18 protein-coding genes and 1 riboswitch are annotated in these 15133 nt (G+C 69.4%); of the genes, 6 read left to right on the top strand and 12 right to left on the bottom strand.

The window, feature by feature from the left end; genetic code table 11:
• The first annotated feature begins 49 nt into the window (after window positions 1-49).
• The gene (locus tag IG04_RS0110120) at window positions 50-1756 is read left to right on the top strand and encodes a vWA domain-containing protein (protein ID WP_030476314.1); all 1707 of its coding nucleotides are present in this window, start codon (window positions 50-52) and stop codon (window positions 1754-1756) included.
• Between the two features lie 18 nt (window positions 1757-1774).
• Here the strand turns inward: IG04_RS0110120 and IG04_RS0110115 are convergent, their stop codons facing one another.
• Both IG04_RS0110115 and IG04_RS0110110 read right to left on the bottom strand, forming a co-directional pair.
• Complete coding sequence (locus tag IG04_RS0110115) at window positions 1775-2590, bottom strand: aldo/keto reductase (protein ID WP_030476313.1); 816 nt, start codon at window positions 2588-2590, stop codon at window positions 1775-1777.
• Entirely contained in the window at window positions 2578-3549 is a 972-nt protein-coding gene (locus tag IG04_RS0110110) for a helix-turn-helix transcriptional regulator (RefSeq protein WP_030476312.1), read from the bottom strand. The genes IG04_RS0110115 and IG04_RS0110110 overlap by 13 nt, the downstream gene beginning before the upstream one ends.
• Before the next feature lie 49 nt (window positions 3550-3598).
• Between IG04_RS0110110 and IG04_RS43860 the strand changes: the two genes are divergently transcribed.
• From IG04_RS43860 to IG04_RS0110090, 4 genes are read left to right on the top strand one after another with little or no spacing between them, the layout of a single operon-like run.
• Window positions 3599-3976, top strand: a complete 378-nt coding sequence (locus IG04_RS43860) for a DUF3224 domain-containing protein (RefSeq protein ID WP_144065517.1) — start codon at window positions 3599-3601, stop codon at window positions 3974-3976.
• A gap of 2 nt (window positions 3977-3978) precedes the next feature.
• Window positions 3979-4638, top strand: a complete 660-nt coding sequence (locus tag IG04_RS0110100) for a maleylpyruvate isomerase family mycothiol-dependent enzyme (protein WP_030476310.1) — start codon at window positions 3979-3981, stop codon at window positions 4636-4638.
• 11 nt (window positions 4639-4649) lie between these two features.
• On the top strand, window positions 4650-5255 hold the full coding sequence (locus IG04_RS0110095; protein WP_030476309.1) for a class I SAM-dependent DNA methyltransferase: 606 nt from the start codon (window positions 4650-4652) through the stop codon (window positions 5253-5255).
• A 12-nt stretch (window positions 5256-5267) separates the two neighbouring features.
• Window positions 5268-5450, top strand: a complete 183-nt coding sequence (locus IG04_RS0110090; protein WP_030476308.1) for a hypothetical protein — start codon at window positions 5268-5270, stop codon at window positions 5448-5450.
• A 41-nt stretch (window positions 5451-5491) separates the two neighbouring features.
• Here IG04_RS0110090 and gcvP read toward each other — a convergent pair whose 3' ends face one another.
• The 9 genes from gcvP to IG04_RS0110045 all read right to left on the bottom strand — a co-directional run bounded on the left by gcvP (window position 5492) and on the right by IG04_RS0110045 (window position 13717).
• On the bottom strand, window positions 5492-8383 hold the full coding sequence (gene gcvP, locus IG04_RS0110085; RefSeq protein WP_030476307.1) for an aminomethyl-transferring glycine dehydrogenase: 2892 nt from the start codon (window positions 8381-8383) through the stop codon (window positions 5492-5494).
• Window positions 8384-8537: 154 nt separating this feature from the next.
• A riboswitch (glycine riboswitch) is annotated at window positions 8538-8633 on the bottom strand.
• Between the two features lie 56 nt (window positions 8634-8689).
• Window positions 8690-9661, bottom strand: coding sequence for a Clp protease N-terminal domain-containing protein (locus IG04_RS0110080; RefSeq protein ID WP_030476306.1), 972 nt, complete (start codon window positions 9659-9661; stop codon window positions 8690-8692).
• 87 nt (window positions 9662-9748) lie between these two features.
• Complete coding sequence (locus IG04_RS0110075; RefSeq protein WP_030476305.1) at window positions 9749-10315, bottom strand: MerR family transcriptional regulator; 567 nt, start codon at window positions 10313-10315, stop codon at window positions 9749-9751.
• Window positions 10316-10609: 294 nt separating this feature from the next.
• Window positions 10610-11083, bottom strand: a complete 474-nt coding sequence (locus IG04_RS0110070) for a bifunctional nuclease family protein (RefSeq protein WP_030476304.1) — start codon at window positions 11081-11083, stop codon at window positions 10610-10612.
• A gap of 152 nt (window positions 11084-11235) precedes the next feature.
• Window positions 11236-11775 carry a MerR family transcriptional regulator gene (locus IG04_RS0110065; RefSeq protein ID WP_084401804.1) on the bottom strand — a complete coding sequence of 180 codons (540 nt, stop codon included), beginning with the start codon at window positions 11773-11775 and terminating at the stop codon, window positions 11236-11238.
• Between the two features lie 48 nt (window positions 11776-11823).
• Complete coding sequence (gene garA, locus IG04_RS0110060; RefSeq protein ID WP_030476302.1) at window positions 11824-12282, bottom strand: glycogen accumulation regulator GarA; 459 nt, start codon at window positions 12280-12282, stop codon at window positions 11824-11826.
• 113 nt (window positions 12283-12395) lie between these two features.
• The gene (gene gcvH, locus IG04_RS0110055; RefSeq protein WP_030476301.1) at window positions 12396-12779 is read right to left on the bottom strand and encodes a glycine cleavage system protein GcvH; all 384 of its coding nucleotides are present in this window, start codon (window positions 12777-12779) and stop codon (window positions 12396-12398) included.
• Window positions 12780-12821: 42 nt separating this feature from the next.
• Window positions 12822-13403, bottom strand: coding sequence for a cardiolipin synthase ClsA (gene clsA / locus IG04_RS0110050; RefSeq protein ID WP_030476300.1), 582 nt, complete (start codon window positions 13401-13403; stop codon window positions 12822-12824).
• A gap of 98 nt (window positions 13404-13501) precedes the next feature.
• Window positions 13502-13717, bottom strand: a complete 216-nt coding sequence (locus tag IG04_RS0110045; RefSeq protein ID WP_245816435.1) for a hypothetical protein — start codon at window positions 13715-13717, stop codon at window positions 13502-13504.
• A 399-nt stretch (window positions 13718-14116) separates the two neighbouring features.
• Here IG04_RS0110045 and IG04_RS47135 point away from each other — a divergent pair, with 399 nt between their 5' ends.
• Window positions 14117-14473, top strand: coding sequence for an STAS domain-containing protein (locus IG04_RS47135; RefSeq protein ID WP_051769462.1), 357 nt, complete (start codon window positions 14117-14119; stop codon window positions 14471-14473).
• Here IG04_RS47135 and IG04_RS43855 read toward each other — a convergent pair.
• Complete coding sequence (locus IG04_RS43855) at window positions 14470-15132, bottom strand: ATP-binding protein (protein WP_051769459.1); 663 nt, start codon at window positions 15130-15132, stop codon at window positions 14470-14472. The two genes, IG04_RS47135 and IG04_RS43855, sit on opposite strands and share 4 nt — an antisense overlap.
• Window position 15133: the final 1 nt, after the last annotated feature.

Below are 15133 nucleotides of genomic sequence, written 5' to 3'. Positions count from 1 at the left end.
TAGCGTGATTGGCGGTCGTCGGGGGCCGCTGAGTAGTTGTGAGGGATCGATGTCTCGACACCGCGCTCTGCGGGCGAAGGTGAAGCGCGGAATCGCCAAATGGCCCGTGCTCATCGTCGTGCTCGTGGTGCTGCTTGGTCTCAGCTGGCTGGCCCTGTCGTGGGCCGGCGGCGTGCTCGACAAGCGCTCGCAGGCCTTGGCCGAGAACTGCAGCGAGGGCGACTCCGTGCTGCGCATCTCCGTGACGCCCAGCGTCGCGGAGGCCGTGCGGGACGTCGCACACGCGTACAGCGCGACACGGCCCGTTGTGTACGACCACTGCATCGCGATCGAAGTGACTTCCGCGGACTCCTCCGCGGTGCTGGAAGGCCTGACGACGGCGTGGGACGAGCAGAAGCTCGGCAAGCGCCCGCACGCGTGGCTGCCCGACTCGACGCTCTGGGCGAACCGGCTGTCCGCGCTGAACGCGAAGCTGGTCGGCTCCGCGCCGAAGTCCGTCGGCACGTCGCCGGTGCTGCTCGCGGCTCCCGAGGCCGCCGCGCCGGTGCTGAAGGACTTCCGCTGGTCGGACCTGCCCGAGGTGACGGACTGGACGAAGTACGGCCAGTCCTGGGGCCGGTTCAGCGTCGCGATGCCCGATCCGGCCGCGAACACGGCGTCCGCGCTCGCGATCCAGGCGGCGCTGGCCGGCGGCAAGGGTCCGGTCACCGCGGAGTCGCTCGGATCGGACGCCGCGAAGGCCGCGCTGTCCAAGCTCGCCGCCACGGTGCCGCCGGAGGTTCCGCCGACGACACGGGACGCGTTGCGGCGCCTGGGAGACAGCGCGACGGTCAACGCGGCGGGCTTCTCCGCCACGCCGGTGTCCGAAGTGGACCTGTTCAAGCACAACACGGGCAAGGAAGCCCCGTCGAAGCCGTTGGTGGGCGTGCTGCCCACCGGACCGGCTCCGATGGCGGACTTCCCGTACGTCGCACTGGGCGGCAGCGAGGTCGGCGAGGCGGAAGTGCGTGCGGCGCAGGCGTTCCGCGACTTCATGACCGATCCCCCGCAGCAGGCGATCCTGGCGCGCGGCGGCTTGCGGGTGGAGTCCACTCAGGACCGTCCGTCGCCTTCGCCGGGCGTGTCCTGGTCTCCCGTCACGGAGAACCTGGTCGCCGCCGACGCGACGACCACGCAGCAGATCTCCTCGGCGTGGGCGTCGGCAGACCGCGGCGGGCAGGTCGTCACGGTGCTGACGGACGTCTCGACGTCGATGAAACCCAGGCTGGACAAGGTGAAGGCGGCCCTGCTCGGCCAGGTCGACAGGTCGGTGTCGGGGTCGTTCGGGCTGTGGGAGTTCGCCCGGGACCTCGACGGGTCGAAGCCGCACAAGCAGCTCGTCGCGACCGGTCCCGTCAGCGAGAAGCGCGAGGCGTTGCGCAGGTCGATCGACGCGCTCAAGACGGCGGACGGCTCGCAGCTCTACAGCGCGCTGGCGGCCTGCTACGAGACGGCGCACGACGGGTTCGTGGCCGGGCGGGTCAACCGGGTCGTGGTGATCACCGACGGCACCTCGGACGGCGGGATCGACCTGGCGGCGCTGAAGGCGCAGCTGCACGGGACGGACCTGCCGGTCAGCTTCATCGCCATCGGCGGCGAGGTGGACAAGGCGGCGCTGACGGACATCGCGCAGACGACCGGCGGGTCGGTGTCGGTGGTGGAGAACGTGGACGGCGTGGAGGCGGCGCTCGGTCAGGTGCTGTCGACGAAGGCCTGACCGAGCGCGACCGGTCGCTCAGGCGGCGTTGAAGCGGTCGGGGTCCGGACCGGTGCGGGTCCCGTTGTCGAGCTCGGTGATCACGAGCATGTCGTCCTGCGCCAGCTCGAAGTCGAAGATGTCGATGTTCTCCTTGACCCGGTACGGCGTGACGGACTTCGGGATCACGACGTTGCCGAGCTGGACGTGCCAGCGCAGCACGATCTGCGCCGGGGTCTTGCCGTACTTGTCGGCGAGGCCCGCGATGTCGGGCTCTCGCAGCAACGCTCCGCCCTGCGCCAGCGGTGACCACGCCTCGGTGACGATGCGGTGCGTCGCGTGCACCTTGCGCATCTCTTCCTGCTGCAGCAACGGATGCAGCTCGATCTGGTTCACCGCCGGGGTGGTCGGGAACTCGTCGAACAGGCGCTGCAGGTGTGGTGTGTGGAAGTTCGAGACGCCGATCGCGCGCACGCGGCCGTCGGCGTAGAGCTTCTCCAAGGCGCGCCACGAGTCGGCGTAGAGGTCGCGCTTGGGCGTCGGCCAGTGGATGAGGTAGAGGTCGAGCACGTCGAGGCGCAGGCGGCGCATGCTCTCGTCGAACGCGCGCAGCGTGGCGTCGTGGCCCTGGTCGGCGTTCCACAGCTTGGTCGTGATGAACAGGTCCGGCACGCCGGCGATCGCGTCGCCGACGCCGGACTCGTTGCCGTAGGCCGCGGCCGTGTCGATGCTGCGGTAGCCGGCCTCGATGGCCGTCGTGACCGCACCGGCCACCTGGTCCTCCGGCACCTGGTAGACGCCGAAGCCGAGTTGGGGGATCCGTACTCCGTTGTTCAACGCAATCAGCGGAACCATGCGGGTAGCTTCGCATCGTTGTAGACGTCCTGCATCGCCTTGATTGTCTCGACGATGTCGTGCCTGACCTCGTTCGGTGCCAGGACTTCCACGTCCGCGCCGAATTTGAGCAGGTCAGCGACAGCGTGCCGGTTCGACTCGGTGGGGAAGCCGAACTCCTCCCCCGGTTCGGGTGCGGCGTCCCGGATGACGCGCGCCTGGTAGCCGCTGAGCAGGTACTGGGTCTTGTCCAGTCCGGAGCGCGTCATGCGGACCGTGACGCGCTCGCCGTACATGCGGGCCTCGAACTGCTCCGACCACTCCGCCCAGAACCGCGCGAGGTCGAAGTCGCCGGGACGGTCGAACGTGTCCGGCGTGGCCTGGAGCGTGAGCACGCGCGAGACGCGGTAGGTGCGGCCGCTGCCGACGAAGTACCAGGTGCCGGCCTTCAGCACGAGCCCGTACGGGTCGACCTCGCGCTCGACGGTCTGGTTGCCCCAGCGCCGGTAGGTCATGCGGACCCGGCGCTGCTCCCAGACGGCGTCGGCGATCGCGGCGAGGTGCTCGGTGGGTTCGTCGCCGCGGAACCACGTCGGGGTGTCGAGGTGGAAGCGCTGGCGGATCTGCTCGGCTTTGCCGCGCAGTTCGGTCGGGAGGGCGGCGAGGAGCTTGAGCTGGGCGGCGGCCGCGAACTCCCCCAGCCCCAACGCCTCGGCGGGTCCGGGGAGGCCGGCGAGGAACAGCGACTGCGCCTCGCCGGTCGTCAGACCGGTCAGCCGGGTGCGGTAGCCGTCGATCAGCTGGTAGCCACCCGCCGGGCCGCGGTCGGCGTAGATCGGGATGCCGGACGCCGAGAGGGCCTCGACGTCGCGGTAGATCGTGCGCGGCGAGACCTCCAGTTCGGACGCCAGTTCGTCGGCCGTCATCCGGCCCCTGGACTGCAGGAGCAGGAGGACCTGGAGAAGCCTGCCGGATTTCACGGGATGAACCTGACACGATCTGTCAGGAATTGCCAGCAGAGTGGTCCACATGAAGGCAACCGGAACCATCGAAGTGAAGAGCTGGGACGAGAAGACCTGGGACGGCCGGTCTTACAAGGAGGTCGAGGGCCGCAAGCTCACCGAGGCGCACGTCCAGTTCGGGTACGCGGGCGACGTCAGCGGCGTCGGAAGCTGCCGGTACCTCATGTACTACGGCGACGACGTGGCGTGGACGACCGCGATCGAGGAGATCACGACGGACGAGGGCACGCTGGTGCTGCGGCACGTCGGCGCGTATCGGTCCTCTGTGGAGGCCGTGATCGAGATCGTCGACGGCACCGGGAAGTACCTGAACGCGCGAGGTGCGGTGACGGTGAACTGGGCGGAGGATGGCAGCGGCACCTACACCCTGGAGTACGAGGTCTGACGATGACCAACGCCCCTCACTACGACGCGGCCAAGGAACGGATCACCGCGCTGGTCTCCGGCGCTGATCCCCGGACACCCGTGGCGGCGACGCCCGGCTGGTCGGTCAAGGACGTGGTGGCACACCTCGCCGGCGGTCTGCGCGACTTCGCGGACCGCCGGTTCGACGGCGTCGAGTCGGGCGAGTGGGGCGAACGGCAGGTGCGCGACCGCCGCGACAACTCGCTGGCCGACGCCTTCGCCGAGTGGGACGCGAACCTGGAGCCGACCCGGCCGCTGTTCGACACGCCGATGGGACCGGTCCTGATGGCGGAGGTGATCGCGCACGAGCACGACCTCCGTGCGGCACTGGGGGTGCCGGGCGCGCGGGACGGCGTCGAGGTGCGGGCGGCGCTGGTGCGGCCGTTGCAGCAGCTCGACCAGCGGATGCGGGAGAACGACGTGCCGGCGTTGCGGATCACGCTGGAGCACGGCGACCGCGTGCTCGGGCACGGCGAGCCCGCCGGGACGTTGCGGACGACGTCGTTCGAGCTGATGCGGGCCATCGGCGGGCGGCGGTCGGCCGACCAGATCAAGGCACTGGACTGGGACGGCGATCCGGACGTCTGGATCGCCGCGCTGGCGTTGTTCGGACGGCACCGGCCGGAGCCGTTCGAGGAGTAACTTCCTTCGGCGTGAGCGACTGGCTGGCGGACACGCGCGACTCCTACGACACGGTCGCGGTCAGCTATGCCGACCACACGCGCGACCTCCTGGACGGTCTGCCCCACCTGCGGGCGGCGCTGCGGTTGTTCGCGGAGGAGGTGCGCGGGCCCGTCGCGGACGTCGGCTGCGGGCCGGGCACCATCACCGCGCTCCTCAACGAGCTCGGCGTGGACGCGTTCGGGATCGACCTCTCCCCCGCGATGATCTCGCTGGCCCGGCGCAACCACCCCGGGCTGCGGTTCGAGGTGGGGTCGATGACCGAGCCGCTCGGCGACCCGGTCGGCGGGATCATCGCGTGGTGGTCGCTGATCCACGTACCCGATGACGAGGTGCCCGCGGTGTTCGGACACTTCCGGGAGGCGTTGCGGCCGGACGGGTTGCTGCAGCTCGGTTTTCACGTCGGCGACGAGACCCGGCTGAAGACGCGGGGCTACGGCGGGCACCCGATGCGCGTGCACGTCCACCTGCGCGAGCCCGAACGGGTCGCGGAGTGGCTGCGGGAGGCCGGGTTCACCGTCGAGGCGCGGTGGCTGCTAGGTGAGGACGGGGCGGTCCTGTTCGCGCGGCGCGGGTGAGACGATCAGCCGGTGTCAGAGGAACAGACGTGCCAGCGTTGTGGTGAGACGGTCGAGCTCGACCAGGAGGACTTCGAGCTGTTCGAGCGGATGCACCCCGAGTGCTTCCACTTCGCGTTCGAGCACGACCTGAACAAGCCGGGTCTGAGCGTCGACGAGAACTGCGGCGACGACGCCTGCCCCGCCGGAGCATGAAAAACGGGCGCACTCACGAGTGCGCCCGTTCCTCTCAAGTACTAGCTGCTGTAGGCCGAGAGCGGCGGGCAGGAGCAGACCAGGTTGCGGTCGCCCTTCGCGCCGTCGATGCGGCGGACCGGCGGCCAGATCTTCGGAGCACCGGTACCGGCCGGGTACACGGCCTCCTCGCGGGTGTACGGGTGGTTCCACTCGCCGACGGTCACGCAGGCCGCGGTGTGCGGGGCGTTGCGCAGCGGGTTGTCCTCGACGGGCCAGTCGCCGGCGCCGACGCGGTCGATCTCGCGCTTGATGGCGATCATGGCGTCGATGAACCTGTCGATCTCGGCCAGGTCCTCGGACTCGGTCGGCTCGACCATCAGGGTGCCGGCGACCGGGAACGACATCGTCGGGGCGTGCAGGCCGTAGTCGGCGAGGCGCTTGGCCACGTCGTCCACCGTCACGCCGGTGGCCTTGGTGATCGGGCGCAGGTCGAGGATGCACTCGTGGGCGACGAAGCCGCCCTCACCGGTGTAGAGGACCGGGTAGTGCTCGTCGAGGCGGCGCGCCACGTAGTTCGCGGCGGCCACGGCGGTCAGGGTCGCGCGGCGCAGGCCGTCGCCGCCCATCATGCGCACGTAGGCCCAGGAGATCGGCAGGATCGACGCGGAACCCCACGGAGCGCCCGAGATCGGGCCGACACCGGTGGCCGGTCCTGCCGTCGGCTGCAGCGGGTGGTTCGGCAGGAACGGGGCGAGGTGGGACTTCACACCGATCGGGCCGACACCGGGGCCGCCGCCGCCGTGCGGGATGCAGAACGTCTTGTGCAGGTTCAGGTGCGAGACGTCCGAGCCGAACTTGCCGTAGCGGGCCAGGCCGATCAACGCGTTGAGGTTCGCGCCGTCGACGTACACCTGGCCGCCCGCGTCGTGGACCAGGCCGCAGACCTCGCGGACGGTGTCCTCGTACACGCCGTGGGTCGACGGGTAGGTGATCATGATCGCGGCGAGGTCGTCGGCGTGCTCGGCGACCGTGGTGCGCAGGTGGCCCATGTCGATGTTGCCCTTGTCGTCGCACTTCACGACGACGACGCGCATGCCGGCCATGACGGCGGACGCGGCGTTGGTGCCGTGGGCGGACGACGGGATCAGGCAGACGTCGCGGGCGGCGTTGCCGTTCGCGCGGTGGTAGGCGCGGATCGCCAGCAGGCCGGCGAACTCACCCTGCGAACCGGCGTTCGGCTGCAGCGACACCGCGTCGTAGCCGGTGACCTCGGCGAGCCAGGCCTCCAGGTCGGACACGATCTTCAGCAGGCCCTTGGCGTCCTCGACGGGCGCGAACGGGTGCAGCGTCGAGAACTCCGGCCACGTGATGGACTCCATCTCCGCGGTGGCGTTCAGCTTCATCGTGCAGGAGCCGAGCGGGATCATGCTGCGGTCCAGGGCGACGTCCTTGTCGGACAACGCGCGCAGGTAGCGCAGCAGCGCGGTCTCGGAGCGGTGCGCGTGGAAGACCGGGTGGGTCAGGTAGTCCGAGGTGCGGCGCAGGTCGGCCGGGATGCCGTCGGCGGTGTCGGCGTCGATGGCGTCCACATCGGACCCCGTGACACCGAAGGCTTCCCACACCGCGAGGATGTGCGCGCGCGTCGTCTTCTCGTCGCAAGCGATTGCCACGACGTCGTCGTCGACCTTGCGGAGGTTGATGCCGGCCTCGCGCGCCTTCTCGAAGACGGCGGCGGCCTGGCCCTCGACGCGCACCTGGACGGTGTCGAAGAACTCGCCGTGCACGACGTCGAGCCCGGCCTCGCACAGGCCCGTGGCGAGCACGGTGGCCAGGCGGTGCACGCGGGTCGCGATGGCGCGCAGGCCCTCGGGGCCGTGGTAGACGGCGTACATGGACGCGATCACGGCCAGCAGCACCTGCGCGGTGCAGATGTTCGACGTGGCCTTCTCGCGGCGGATGTGCTGCTCGCGCGTCTGCAGGGCCAGGCGGTAGGCCAGCGAGCCGTCGGCGTCGACGGAGACACCGACGAGACGGCCGGGCAGCTGACGCTCCAGACCGGACCGGACGGCCATGTAACCGGCGTGCGGGCCACCGAAGCCGATCGGTACGCCGAAGCGCTGCGTGGTGCCGATGACGACGTCCGCGCCGATCTCACCGGGCGCGCGCAGCAGCGTCAGCGACAGCAGGTCGGCGACGACGACGGCCTGGGCGCCGGCGGCGTGGATCTCCTCGATCAACGCGGCCTGGTCGCGCACCACACCGGACGCGCCGGGGTACGACAGCAGCACGCCGTAGAAGTCGCCGCCGAGGCCGAGTCCTTCGATGCCCTGCGACAGGTCCGCGACGACGATCTCGATGCCCAGCGGCTCGGCGCGCGTCTCGATGACGGCCAGCGTCTGCGGCAGCGTGTCGGCGTCGATGACGAACTTGTTCGACTTGGACTTGCCGGCGCGGCGCACCAGCGTCATCGCCTCGGCGGCGGCGGTCGACTCGTCCAGCATGGACGCGTTCGCGACCGGCAGGCCCGTCAGGTCGCCGACCATGGTCTGGAAGTTCAGCAGCGCTTCGAGCCGGCCCTGCGAGATCTCCGGCTGGTACGGCGTGTACGCGGTGTACCAGGCGGGCGACTCGAGCACGTTGCGCAGGATCACGCCCGGCGTCACGGTGTCGTAGTAGCCGAGGCCGATCATCTGCGTCATCGGGCGGTTCTGCGAGGCGAGCTCACGCAGTTCCGCGAGCGCTTCGGTCTCGGTGGCCGGGGCGGGCAGGTCCAGCACGAGGTCGCGCTCGTGGATGGACGAAGGCACCGCGTGCTGTGCCAGCTCCTCGAGCGAACCGACGCCGATCACATCGAGGATGCGCGCGAGTTCGGCGGGGCGCGGACCAATGTGGCGGTCGGCGAACGGGGTGCCGTGCTCGAGAGCGGCGAGCGGAATGCGGTCCTGCGTCATCAAACGCCTCCGGGAGTGGCTGAGGGCACACGTGTCCTGTGCCCTCCCCGCTCTGTCCGTACCCCGAAGGGCGCCTGAGAGGTTCACCCACCACGAGGATGGGCTTTCACCGTCGGCGGGATTCCCCTGCGGGGACTCCACTTTCCAGAGGCGTCTCACTCTGGCGGTCCTGGATGCCTGAGAGGTTCCCGGGGAGGGACTTGCTCCTTCGGCGCCGGGCTCGAAGCCCGGGCTCTCCCGCCTGAGTTCAGCGACTACCCGAGAAGAATACCCGCAGGCAGCTCAGGTAGTCCCTAGGGACGCGACCTACATCTCAGTGCCGAGACCGGCGAGCGCCCCGGCGACCGGGTCCGCGGGGTCGTCGCGCAACGCGGCGAGCAGGTGCGTGGTGCCCACGACGGAGTCCCCGCGCCGGGCCGCGACGAGCTTCGCCCGTTCCATCGCACGCTCCACCTTGCCGCCGCTGACGGGCAACGCGGCCAGGTCGATCCCTGCCTCGCGCAGTGCCGCCGCCCCGCCCGACTCGAACTCCGGCTTCAGCTTCCTGCCCGCCGCCTTCACCTGGCGGTCGACTGTCACCACCGCCTCCACCAGGTCGCGAGACGACACTTCTCGCCTCGCGGCCACGGCCAGCCGTCCGGCCTCGTTGCGCACGACGGTCAGCACCGGCCCGCCCAGGCCCTGGCCGCGCGCGACCCAGCGGACGAGCCAGCGCACATACCCGCCGCCGGACTCCCCCTCCAACGCTCCCGCTTTGCGCAGCAACCGCACGGCGGGCGCTTCCTCGACCTCCGCGTGCGGCCCCGCGGCATCGGCTCGCACAGCGGCGGCCGTCGCCTCGACGTCGACTCCGCGCAGCACGAACAGGTCGGCGGCACGTCCCGAACGCTGCTCCAGCAACGCGAGCGAGAGGTGGGCCGTGGTCAGCACGCCGTCGCCGGCCTGGGCGACCGCCGCGAGCAGACACTCCTCCAGCGCACGGCTGACGGGCAGCACAGTCCCGATGAGACTCTGGTCGCAGGCGGCGTTCATCAACGCCGTGACGTCCGGATGAGCCTCGGGAACGACGCCACCGTCGTCGTCGGCCCAGTGCTCCGGCCCCCGCGCCATCGCCTGGGCCCGCAGCGACTTCACGCCGAGCTTGCGGCCGGGTCCGATGGTGTCGATCAGCGAGATCAGCAGGTTCTCGGTGCCGAGGAAGCCGAACTCCAGCCGGAACGCGCGCTTCGTCGCCGCGGCCAGCACCTTCACGACCTGGTAGGAAGGGGTGAGCGTCATGCCGGAAACGCTACGGAAGAACAAGATCCGGGCGCTTCTGCCGACCGGCCACTCACCAGCGCCAGTCGGCCACGATCATCAGGCCGGTCAGCCGGTCGCACGCTCGCGACGCCGGCGGGTCAGCTCGTCCTCGGTCATCGGGGCGATCTCGACGCCGTCCGCGCGTTCGGCCGGGAACTCGTGGATCGTGCCGGAGATCTCGCGCATCGCACCGCTGACCGCGATGCCGAACACGCCCTGGCCGCCCTGCAGCAGGTCGACGACCTCTTCCGGCGAGGTGCACTCGTAGACGGTGGTGCCGTCGGAGAAGAGCGTGATCCTCGCCAGATCCTGCACGCCACGACGGCGCAGGTGGTCCACCGCGACCCTGATGTTCTGCAACGAGACACCTGTGTCCAGCAGCCGCTTCACGACCTTGAGCACCAGGATGTCCTTGAAGGAGTACAACCGCTGACTGCCGGAGCCGTGCGCCATCCTTATCGTCGGCGCGACCAGCCCGGTCCTTGCCCAGTAGTCGAGCTGCCGGTACGTGATGCCCGCGATCTGACACGCCGCGGGTCCTCGGTAACCGACGAGCTCGTCCGGCAGCGAGGAGTCCGGGAACAGTTCACCCTGCAGCCCGGATTCGGCCCTCAAGGGCGCTTCCTCGACCACGCCTGCCTCCCCTCGGAACGGCCACGAAACTCATGACCGTCAAGCCGCCGCGTCCACTTCCGCGAAGCAGCGACGTCCACTCGAGTTCGACGGTAGGACCGGTCCGATGGCAGGTCAACGCGACGCGCGGGGAGTTGCGACTCTCAACCTGAGGTAGAGAGTCATACCGTCACCCGAACAAGCACGTTCAGGTGACGTTTAGTGATCGTTTAGCGGTCATGACGACCGTAAGTAGTCCAATCGAGGGACATCCAAACGAACTGACCTCAGGCACTCGCCGAACGGAGTGCGAACTCAGGTATCCGCTCCACGGAAGTCTTCCGGGGAGATGGAGTCGAGGAACTCGCGGAACTTCTCCACCTCGTCCTCCTGCTCGTCCGGGATGATGAGGCCCGCTTCGGCCAGGACGGACTCCTCGGCGTGGATCGGCACGCCGACCCGCAACGCCAGCGCCACCGAGTCCGAGGGCCGCGCGGAGACCCGCACGTCGCCGTCGAACACGAGCTCCGCGAAGAACGTGCCCTCCTGCAGGTCGGTGATCCGGACCTGTTCGAGGTTGCGTCCCAGTGCCCCGATGACGTCCTTGAGGAGGTCGTGGGTGAGCGGACGAGCGGGGCGAACGCCCTGCTGCTCGAGTGCGATCGCCGTGGCCTCGACGCTGCCGATCCAGATGGGCAGGTACCGCTCGCCCTCGGTTTCGCGCAGAAGAAGGATCGGCTGGTTTTGGGGCAGCTCCACCCGCACGCCGACGACACGCATTTCGCTCATCGGGCCTCGCCTCCCTCTAATCCGTTCGGGGACGACCCGGTTTCACACCCGAGCATCCCCCGGCGTACCTCTCCGACGCTACCCGCCAAGCGGGCCCAGTGCTCAATCATTGCGGGCAGATCGTGATCAAGAAGGCACCGTCCATCGGCTGATCAGGACTGGCGCAAGCCCGCTCGCACCAACAACGTGTGCAACGAGGTGAAGAGGTCTGCCAATTCCCGGACCGTCTCGGTATCTGAGAACGACTTCAGCAGAACCACCTCGTGATCCGCTGCCGCGCGGACCGCGCGCAGGTGCTCGCGCTCGACGCCGAGTCCGGTCATCGTCCGGATCGTGCGGAGCGCGGTGATGTCGTCGGTGGTGAACCGGCCACCGGGGCCGGGGCGCAGCAGACCGTCACGTTCCAGCTGGGACAGCTGGTCCGCGCTGAAACCGGCCTGGGCCAGCAGTTCGAGCCGCGAGATCGAGCCCGAGTCCACCGGGGTGGTGTCGAGCTGCTCGCGGATCACCTTGAGCGGCAGGTACCTGTCGCGTTGTGCGGACAGCACGAACCGCAACCTCTCGACGTCCGCCACACTGAACTGGCGGTAGCCGGAGGCGGTGCGTGCCGGGCGGACCAGCCCCTCCGCTTCCAGGAAGCGGATCTTGGAGATGGTGACGTCGGGGAACTCGGGTCGAAGCTGCGCGAGCACAGCCCCGATGCTCGAGACCCCGCGTTGTGGCCGCCCGGCCGTCACGCGTCAGGCTCCCGCGGAGCCGGGACCCGTCAGGAAGACAAGGCGGAACTTGCCGATCTGGACCTCGTCGCCGTTCGCGAGAACGGCCTGGTCGACCGGCTCACGGTTGACGTAGGTGCCGTTGAGGCTGCCGACGTCGATGACGACGAACTCGCCGCTCTCCCGGCGGAACTCGGCGTGGCGGCGCGAGACCGTCACGTCGTCCAGGAAGATGTCGCTGTCGGGGTGGCGCCCGGCGCTCGTCGTGTCGCGGTCCAGCAAGAACCGGGAACCGGCGTTCGGGCCGCGCTTCACCACGAGCAGCGCGGAACCGGCGGGAAGGGCGTCAACACCGGCAACGGCCGGCTCCTGTGCGGGCGCCTCGGCGCCGCCTTCCATCTCCTGGAGGAAGTCCGCCCGGAAGACGGAGGTCCGCTCCGGGGACTGCTCCGGCGGAACGCCTGGGCCGTCGTTCGTGCTCACCTGAGCTCTCCTCCTGCTGCTGGATCCGTCACTTCCGGTAAAACCTATCGCGTTGGGGTCACCGCCTTCAGCGCGGCTCCCCTTCCGGCCGAAGATCCGGCGAAAGATCGACGTCACTCTTTCTCCACCAACGCCTTGTACGCGTCCGCGTCCAGCAGGCCTTCCAGCGCCTCGGGGTCGTTCAGCCTGATCTCGACCATCCAGCCCTCGCCGTACGGATCGGTGTTGACGGCGTCCGGCGACTGGACCAACGCCTCGTTGATGGCGGTCACCTCGCCGTCGAGCGGCGAGTAGAGGTCGGACACGCTCTTGGTGGACTCCACCTCGCCGAACGTGTCCCCCGCCGCCACGGTGTGACCGACCTCGGGCAGCTGGACGAAGACGACGTCACCGAGCTGTTCCTGGGCGTAGTCGGTGATGCCGACGCGCACCGTGTTCTCGCCTGTGCTGGCGATCCACTCGTGCTCCTCGGTGTAACGAAGCTCCTCGGGAATCAACTGACTGCGCTCCTCGTGCTGAACCTGTATGGGGTGATCTTTTCACGCGACCGTGCGAGGTGTGACCCGCAGGGCCAGGAAGAACTGGTAGACGTACAGCAGCGCCGACCACAGGTAGAGGGCTCCGCCCCAGACCGTGAAGGCGTAGGCGACCGGCTGGGCGACCTGCGCCCACCCCGAGTCGCCCTGCGCGAGGAGCAGCAGCGGGAAGGCGTACAGCAGGTTGAAGGTCGCGGCCTTGCCCAGGTACGTCACCTCGAACGTGCCCCAGCCCCGTTGCCGCAGCACGAGCAGGCAGATGCCGACGACGACCTCTCGGCCCACGAGCACGAGGGCGACCCAGAGCGGCACGATGTCCCTGATCACGAACGCCAGCAGCGTGCAGAACACGTAGAGGCGGTCGGCGGCGGGATCGAGCAGGGCGCCGAGGTTGCTCATCTGGTTGAGCCAGCGCGCGAGCTTGCCGTCCAGCCAGTCGGAGAAGCCCGCGAAAACGAGGATGAGCAGCGCCCAGCCGTCTTCGCGGGGTCCGAGCAACAGGTACAGGAACAGCGGAACACCGGCCAGCCGCAGCACGCTGAGCAGGTTCGGAATCGTCAGCAGGCGATCAGCCGGATCACGCACACCCGCACTCTAAACGAGTGACTGCGCAAGGGCTGCCGGATGGCGTCACGGCTCGCTGTGCGACTGGTTGCGGGTATGCAGATCTTGCGGGGTGCGGCTCAGGCTGTGTGGGTGAGCGTCCAGCCGCGGCGCTGCATCTCGGCGCCGGTGATGGCGTGCGGGCGGCCCCGGTCGTCGCGGCCCACCCAGCGGGCGCGGAAACCCTCGAGCACGTAGGCGTGACCCCGGCTCCACACCACGCTGCACGGCGTGGTCGGCAGCGCTGAATCGGACTCTGCGTCCTGCTGCGACTGGGTTTCCATGGCGGTTCTCATTTCTGTCCCTCCGTGACATCAGGGATGTCGCGTGCCGGGGCTCCGGCGTTATCCCTGAGAACGAATTCTGTCCGACTGTGGTTCAGAACACGTGTCCCGTTTGGGTCCTTAGCGTTAACTGGGCCAAACGGCGCGCCGAGCTGTTCGGGCCCGAAGCGCGACGGAAGAGCGGGTCCTTGCCTGCGCAACCGTTCGTCGTACGCCGATGACCGCACAACGCGGATCCACGATCGGTTGGGACGCGCTATGCGTTTGACCCGCCCTTTGTCCGGGTATGGACCTCACGACCTGTCCTGTTGGGCGGCCGCCTCCCGTACGGTGGTGTCCGCAGCGGTTGAGCCACCAGCCGCGTCGGGGCCGCTGCGTGGCGGCTTCCTGTATTCGAGAGGAAGTGCTTCGGTGACTGTGCAGGATCCGCGTGCGGAGCAGATCGAGCTGAACGTGCGGCAGCCGGCGCCCGGAGTCACCGTGCTCGCCGTGTCAGGCGAGGTCGACATGGTGTCCGCGCCCGCGTTGCGCGAAGCCCTGATCAACGGTCTCGGCGACGGTGGCGTCTTCGTCGTGGACATGGCCAGTGTGACGTTCCTGGGTTCCGCCGGACTCGCCGTCCTCGTCGAGGCCGCGAAGCTGGCGCAGCAGGAGAACGCCTCGCTCAAGGTCGTGGCGAAGGCACGGGCCGTGACGCGCCCGTTGGAGGCGACCGGGCTCGGCGAGGTCTTCAGCCTGCACGACTCCGTCGACTCCGCCCTGGCCTAACGCCTGCGGACGACGAGTCGGTTGCCCGCCGCGGTGAGCGCCTCGGCGACGTCGTGGAGGGCCTGCTCGACCCCGCCCTCCTCCACGCCGAGCCCGCTGAGTTCGACGGTCAACGGCACGGTGCCCCCGCGTGCCGCCGTGGTGAGCGTGCGGCGCAGCGACGGGCCGGCATCGACGGGCACGTTCCCGCGCACGACCGCTACTACGCCGGAGGAGGTCTCGTGGATCTGGACGTCGCATTCGGGCGCCGTTCTGGCCATGGGCAGCACGGGCGAACGGGCTCGCCGCAGGCGCACGGTCGTGCCGCTCGCCCTGCGGTGGATCTCGACGTCGTCCACGCTCTCCCGCATGAGCAGGAGACCTCGTCCGCGCATGGTCAGCGCTGGAGGCGGCACGCGCCATTGGCCGTGGTCGGTGACGTCCACGTGGACGGAGCCGTCCGGTTCACGGTGGGCACGCACCTCCACGGTGCCGCGGGCGGCCCCCGGATAGGCGTGTTCCACCGAGTTGTTGACCGCCTCGCTGACCGCGAGGACCAGATCGCTCGCTTCGTCCTCGCCGAAACCGGCACCGTGCAGCCATTCGCGAAGCTGGTGCCGCACAGGCGCCACCTCGCGCGCGTCCGCCGGGAAGCGGAGGGCCAGAGAATCTTCGTGCACA

It is taken from the genome of Lentzea albidocapillata, assembly GCF_000719115.1.
Classification (GTDB): Bacteria; Actinomycetota; Actinomycetes; order Mycobacteriales; family Pseudonocardiaceae; genus Lentzea; species Lentzea albidocapillata.
This window is presented reverse-complemented; position numbering and strand designations above follow the sequence as displayed.

Coding starts and splice junctions, on each gene's coding strand:
- IG04_RS0110120 (WP_030476314.1), top strand. CDS start 50: ATGTCTCGACACCGCGCTCTGCGGGCGAAGGTGAAGCGCGGAATCGCC.
- IG04_RS0110115 (WP_030476313.1), bottom strand. CDS start 2,590: ATGGTTCCGCTGATTGCGTTGAACAACGGAGTACGGATCCCCCAACTC.
- IG04_RS43860 (WP_144065517.1), top strand. CDS start 3,599: ATGAAGGCAACCGGAACCATCGAAGTGAAGAGCTGGGACGAGAAGACC.
- IG04_RS0110100 (WP_030476310.1), top strand. CDS start 3,979: ATGACCAACGCCCCTCACTACGACGCGGCCAAGGAACGGATCACCGCG.
- gcvP (WP_030476307.1), bottom strand. CDS start 8,383: ATGACGCAGGACCGCATTCCGCTCGCCGCTCTCGAGCACGGCACCCCG.
- IG04_RS0110080 (WP_030476306.1), bottom strand. CDS start 9,661: ATGACGCTCACCCCTTCCTACCAGGTCGTGAAGGTGCTGGCCGCGGCG.
- IG04_RS0110070 (WP_030476304.1), bottom strand. CDS start 11,083: ATGAGCGAAATGCGTGTCGTCGGCGTGCGGGTGGAGCTGCCCCAAAAC.
- IG04_RS0110045 (WP_245816435.1), bottom strand. CDS start 13,717: ATGAGAACCGCCATGGAAACCCAGTCGCAGCAGGACGCAGAGTCCGAT.